The organism is Acidiferrobacter sp. (assembly GCF_054609335.1).
The window spans coordinates 1-5,103 of sequence record NZ_JBTRWP010000091.1 but is presented as its reverse complement, the minus strand read 5'-3'; the positions used below and the strand labels follow the sequence as shown (position 1 = coordinate 5,103).

The window sequence follows — 5,103 nt, the reverse complement described above, 5'->3', positions numbered from 1 at the left end:
CTGGTGTTTCCAATCGCTTGACGCGGCAGTGTCGGTTTGTATGCGGTAATGCGCCGAGGGGCAATGACGTGAGGTTCGCGCATGATCTCGTCGGGTAGCAGAGGCGAGTCTGTGTCCGGGGCAGGCGCCCAGCCTACCGCGGGTCTGGCCCGCGTGTCGCGATCCTCGGGGAGGACGGGTGTGCAAGGGGCCTGTAGGAATATGCAGGCGTGCCCAGGCGGGACGTTGGGTATCATGCCGCGCGAGAGCGTTTGATATCCGGATGTTGAACGGGCGAACCGTATACCGCTTGTCGATTGCGCTGTGGTGAGCCGGTGGGGCGGTCATGGGGTCGTCCTTGACCTACGAATGAGTTGCACACGTTGCGGTTCCCTTTCGACGCGTAACGCGTTACATCGTCAGAGCCGGCGCGGAGGACATGGGTTTGAACAAGGGTGTCACTTGACAACCTTGCTCTCTGAATCCATATTGGGGGTGTTGAGTGGCTCGTTCGTCGCATCCGAAGAAGGAAGTCGAGGAAGCGCTCAAGCACGCGGAAGCGCAGGGCTGGCGCGTCGAGGCTGGCGGCAGTCACGCCTGGGGGAGGTCTACTGTCCTTACAACGATGACGCATGCCGCTGCGGCGAGTTCTGTATTACCAGCGTGTGGAGCACGCCGAAGAACCCCGGTAACCACGCACGGGCGCTGCGGCGGGTCGTGGACAACTGCACGACCCGTAAGCGGCAGAGCGAAGCCGGCTCGATCTCCGAGGAATGACGTATGGAATATATTTTCACCATGAAATACCAGCTCGCCGAGCACGACGATCCGGACGCCTTGGTGGAACGTTTAGGCGAGTCCGGTTGCGATGATGCGCTGGTCGGTATTGGGCAGCCGGGCCGACTGGCGCTGGAGTTCACGCGCGAGGCCGACAATGCCTGGGCCGCCATGCGTAGTGCGCTGGTGGACGTCAAGCGCGCCATTCCGTCCGCGCGGCTGATCGAGGCGGCGCCGGATTTCGTGGGCCTCACCGATGTCGCCGAAGTCGTGGGCGTGTCTCGTCAGAACATGCGTAAACTCATGCTCGCCCATCCCGGCAGCTTTCCTGCGCCCATCCACGAGGGTGGCGGATCGATCTGGCATCTTGCCGAAGTCTTGACCTGGCTGGAAGCCAAAGGTGGCTACTCGTTGGAGAGAAGCGTGCTGGAGGTTTCAAGAGTGGCGCTGCAGGTCAACGTGGCCAAGGAGGCCCATTGGCTTCCGACAAAGGCCGCTCGGGAGTTGAATGCGCTGGTCGGTTGAGCGGGCTTTCAACGGGGATAGCCGTCGTATCCGCTCAGGTCCTGGGCGAGCTCTTCGATGTCTTTGTCCGCAAAGCAGGGAAATCCCAGGCGGGTCATGGAGACCACGGAGGGCCGGTTCATGCCCGAGAACAGACGTAATGACTTCGGCTTGAATGGCGAGAATGTCCGCAAGATCACGCTGCTCGGCAGGGTTAAGCCCATGACGATGCGCAAGCCTCGGCAGAATCCTGCGCAACTCATCCAGGATATAGGCCGAGAGAAGTACCTCTAATGACCCATGACGCCATGTGGCCAGGATCTTGCCCGGAATACTGCCGGGATAGCTAATGCCAGAAAGCAGTACATTGGTGTCCAATATCACGCGCAAGGTACCCACGCGCGATCAAGCTTTTTTGCTTGTCCGCGGGCTTACGACCGCTCTTGCGTCACGGCCGCCTCAATCTCCGCCAACCCTTCCGTTTCTGGCACAAGGGCAAAGCCGGATTCTAGCCTTTTGCCTAGCGCATCGAAGTGCTCCTGCATGCGACGGATGCGCGCAAAAAGCTGAGCATCCACCAAGGCCGCCACAGGTTTGCCGTCTTTGTTAATAAGCACGCTGTCGCGCCGATATTGGACCTGGTTGAGCATTTCGCCCAGGTTCTGGCGGAATTGCTCCGCACTGGTCTCCGTAATCATGATGCCTCCGGCATATCGATCGTAGCAATCATTATGACCATGTATCGCGGTCTGGTCAGTATGTTTCCGAGATCCGGTCGATGTCTTCCGAATAGTGCAAGGACTGCTCGAATCGGAGTTTGTTGATAGAAAACGCCGCTTGGCCCACAGTGCGCAAGGGTGCTGGGATGCCGGAGCTATTCCCTGATGCCACACGGCTCACAAGCGCCCAGGCCCGTGTGTGCCGCCCCCGATCAGCAGGACGATGGGGCGGGCGAGGGCCGGGGCGGGGAGCTCTCCTAGCCCCGCGTTGGTGGATAGAAGCACCAGAGATCCGGCGCAAGGCGGGTCCTTGCCGTATGGCCACGCGTAGCGGCCTTAGGCTTTGGTCCCGCGCGCGTTCGACCTTACCTTTCAGGATGTCGCCGTGTCGTCATCTCCCTCCTCGTCTTCCGATTCCGATGTCAGGCCTTGGTCGATCGGGTCCTTGCGTGATTGTGCGACCTTGTGATGCGGGGGCTCTTTGACGCGCCCCAGCGTCATCCAGTCGCCATCGCGGCGCCGCGCCGGGTAGCCCATGCGCGCGTCGCGTCGCGGCCTGCGTCCCGTCTTCCCGCGTGGGATAGGGGGACCGATACGTCGATGATCGCGCGCCATCCGGTTTTTTCTATGGTGTCCGGCCGGACCCGGACCGCGCCCGGCACGCACAGCTTGTGGCAGGTCTAGGGTGGTCTCGCAGTCTCCGTGGGCGTCCGCAGGGTCTGTGGCGCTCTGGGCTTGCAGGGATGGTTTGGTAAGAGGGGTGGTCATGGTGTGCTGTCTCCCGTAGTAAAGGGCCCCGAGAGGATCCGGGGCGGATAGAAGGGGCCTACGCGCGGCCCTCAAAAGAGTGAGCGGGCCTCGATCATGATGGCCGTGTCCGTGCGGCGGCTCGCTGGGACGGGGGTGGCGCCCACCGTCCCGCCGGAGGAATCCAGGATCGGTATCGGGCTGGACCCTGCGGCAGACCAGGTGGCGCGGCGCACACGAAGCGAGATGTCGAGACGCCGATCGGCGCGGTAGCTGATAGCGCCGCCTAGGACCTCATAGGGGCGGTCGCCCAAGGCCTCGGTGACGCGTGTGCTTTCAAGCGTGTTGGTCGCGGTATCGAAGAAGGTGGGCACAGTCGCTGTGCGTTGCGCGCCCAGGGTGTAGCCTGCGAGGGCATGCACGGACACGACCCAGCGCCGGTCGAGGGCGTAGTCCGCGCCCAAACCTAAGCCCAGATGGGCCTCGGTCACGGTCTCGCCTCCGGTATAGGTCTGGCCACTGTCGATCCCGCGTGTCCACCGCTGAAAGCCCATGCCGAGGTAGGGGATCAAGACGACAGTGGGGCTCCCAGACCAAAGCCCGTCGATTCCCAGGCCCAGACGTCCGTCGAGGGAGACGATGCGATTGGTCGATGACCCTTGGGCCGGAAGCCCCAGGGCCGTATTGCCGTGATAGCGCGCAGTCCCGAAGGCGCCGGAAAGCTGCAGGCGCCAATAGGGGCCGCCTGCGCGCGATCCGAGGCGCGTAAGTCCCAGCGTATAGGCCGGCAGGCCGCCGTTTTCGGAATCGATGGGGTTTCCTGCGACACTCTCCTGGGTCTGGAAGACGTCTTCGCCGATGCCAAGAAAAAGTCCGCTTTCGGCACGTTGTATCGCCCAGGGTATGTGCGCCGCTTGAGATTCGAGGGGGACTCCAGAGAACAGAGCCACGAGGATACATACCTGCGCATGTGTGGAACGGTCCATAAATAAGCTCCTTTGAAAACGAGGCCCACGATAGACGCGTATCGCACGGCGTGTCTCTCCGGTAGATCACGGGGTAGGGCGGTGTTTTTTGGTCTTACCCTAGGAAAAATCCGGGGTTGTGGGGGGCGTCGGAGGGTATCGAGGCCGTCTGCGAGGTATCGCGATGCGCAAGTGATGTCAGTGGCGCCTAGGCGATGGGTGGGCGCGAGGGCGGGGAGATATCCCCCGGGATGCGGCGGGGTCGGGGCCTCAGGGGTGTCGGGTTATATTCGCAGGATCACTTTTTGAGCGGTGGATCGGGCCTGCGCATGACGGGGTGGTGGTGTCGCTTGGCGTGAGGGCCCGGGATACCGTGCTGGACAACAAGGGGGCTCGTTTTCTCTCAGGGTGCGTTTTTGGGCGTGGCCGCCGTGGGGCAAAGAAAGGGGGTATGAGATGACCAGGAGCACACAGACCGCGTGGCGCGTGTCGTCCCTGCCTTATCGGCCAGTCTTACGCCTGGTCGTGCGATTTGGGCGGCGCGTGCGCACCTCTCTTCGCGAGACGGTCTGGGTCCGCAGAGCCGGCCTTTTTATCGATGGGGTCCGGTATAAGCTCGAGAGCTATGGGTTTGCATTCTCGGCAGGTCCTGATCAAGCGCAGCGGCCCGAGAATGGGCCCGTGCGCCGCGTCGGGGCGCTGCAGTTTACGCTCGAGTGGGTGCCTATGGCGCGCAGCAACGGGACCGAGATCGCGCACACCGCCGCGCGCCTTCGTCTGCAAGCCGGCCCCGACAATCTCACGGCGAATCGCAACGTCTGGTCGGATACGGTCCACGAGTCGGTGTTGGTATCGGCCTATCCCTTGGCCCTATGGCTTGCCGCGTCCTGGTGGCGGCTCCACTGGGAGCCGCTGCCTGCGCCCGGGACCCATGTGAGTCTCGACTGGCGCCGGGCCCATGAGATGGAGGCGGCCGGGTATGGTTTCGTCTGGCCTCATACCTTATGGGTCTCGGACGGGGAGGCGATGCACCTCTGGGCGGTCGCGGCCAGAACGCAGGATAAGAGGCGCAAGGCGGTGCGCTATGTCACCGGGACCGGGGGCCCCGTGTCCGTGCCCTTGAAGGATTTCACAGACGGGGTCGAGGATTTCTTGACGGCCACTGTGTGGCGGCTCAAGGTGTGCACGCGTTTCTATGGCGACAGCACCCTCCGGACGCAGTGGGATGATCTGTGCCGGGATCGGGCCGATCCGAGGCGCGCCGAGTGGCGCCGCTTTGAGGCGGAACTGGGGTTCGCGTTCGGCCAGTGTCCGAACGGTCTCATGGACCAGGTCCTCATCCTCAAAGACGCCATGGGGAGAGCGGTCTCGGAGCTCTTGCCGGCCTATGGCAGGCTTGCGGGCCTGGCCTT

At 63.0% G+C, this 5,103-nt stretch carries 5 protein-coding genes and 2 pseudogenes; 3 read left to right on the top strand and 4 right to left on the bottom strand.

Annotation, left to right across the window (positions count from 1 at the left end; genetic code table 11):
• Positions 1 to 481 precede the first annotated feature (481 nt).
• Positions 482 to 756 (top strand): annotated as a pseudogene (locus tag ACYCTF_RS14070) (hypothetical protein).
• A gap of 3 nt (positions 757 to 759) precedes the next feature.
• Positions 760 to 1,281 (top strand): helix-turn-helix transcriptional regulator, encoded by a 522-nt coding sequence (locus ACYCTF_RS14065; RefSeq protein ID WP_461284034.1) that lies wholly within the window; start codon positions 760 to 762, stop codon positions 1,279 to 1,281.
• Here the strand turns inward: ACYCTF_RS14065 and ACYCTF_RS14060 are convergent.
• The 4 genes from ACYCTF_RS14060 to ACYCTF_RS14045 all read right to left on the bottom strand — a co-directional run bounded on the left by ACYCTF_RS14060 (position 1,192) and on the right by ACYCTF_RS14045 (position 3,712).
• Positions 1,192 to 1,644 carry a PIN domain-containing protein gene (locus tag ACYCTF_RS14060; protein WP_461284039.1) on the bottom strand — a complete coding sequence of 151 codons (453 nt, stop codon included), beginning with the start codon at positions 1,642 to 1,644 and terminating at the stop codon, positions 1,192 to 1,194. The genes ACYCTF_RS14065 and ACYCTF_RS14060 overlap by 90 nt on opposite strands.
• Before the next feature lie 47 nt (positions 1,645 to 1,691).
• Positions 1,692 to 1,958 carry a type II toxin-antitoxin system Phd/YefM family antitoxin gene (locus ACYCTF_RS14055; protein WP_461284033.1) on the bottom strand — a complete coding sequence of 89 codons (267 nt, stop codon included), beginning with the start codon at positions 1,956 to 1,958 and terminating at the stop codon, positions 1,692 to 1,694.
• Positions 1,959 to 2,351: 393 nt separating this feature from the next.
• Positions 2,352 to 2,747: a hypothetical protein gene (locus ACYCTF_RS14050; RefSeq protein ID WP_461284032.1), complete on the bottom strand. Its 396-nt coding sequence runs from the start codon at positions 2,745 to 2,747 to the stop codon at positions 2,352 to 2,354.
• A gap of 71 nt (positions 2,748 to 2,818) precedes the next feature.
• On the bottom strand, positions 2,819 to 3,712 hold the full coding sequence (locus ACYCTF_RS14045; RefSeq protein ID WP_461284031.1) for a hypothetical protein: 894 nt from the start codon (positions 3,710 to 3,712) through the stop codon (positions 2,819 to 2,821).
• 435 nt (positions 3,713 to 4,147) lie between these two features.
• Between ACYCTF_RS14045 and ACYCTF_RS14040 the strand changes: the two are divergent.
• Positions 4,148 to 5,103: pseudogene (locus ACYCTF_RS14040) on the top strand (hypothetical protein); the annotation flags it as partial.

What these genes read in the sequence shown, in the direction of transcription:
- ACYCTF_RS14050 (WP_461284032.1), bottom strand. Translation starts at nt 2,747, where the DNA reads ATGACCACCCCTCTTACCAAACCATCCCTGCAAGCCCAGAGCGCCACA.
- ACYCTF_RS14045 (WP_461284031.1), bottom strand. Translation starts at nt 3,712, where the DNA reads ATGGACCGTTCCACACATGCGCAGGTATGTATCCTCGTGGCTCTGTTC.
- ACYCTF_RS14055 (WP_461284033.1), bottom strand. Translation starts at nt 1,958, where the DNA reads ATGATTACGGAGACCAGTGCGGAGCAATTCCGCCAGAACCTGGGCGAA.
- ACYCTF_RS14065 (WP_461284034.1), top strand. Translation starts at nt 760, where the DNA reads ATGGAATATATTTTCACCATGAAATACCAGCTCGCCGAGCACGACGAT.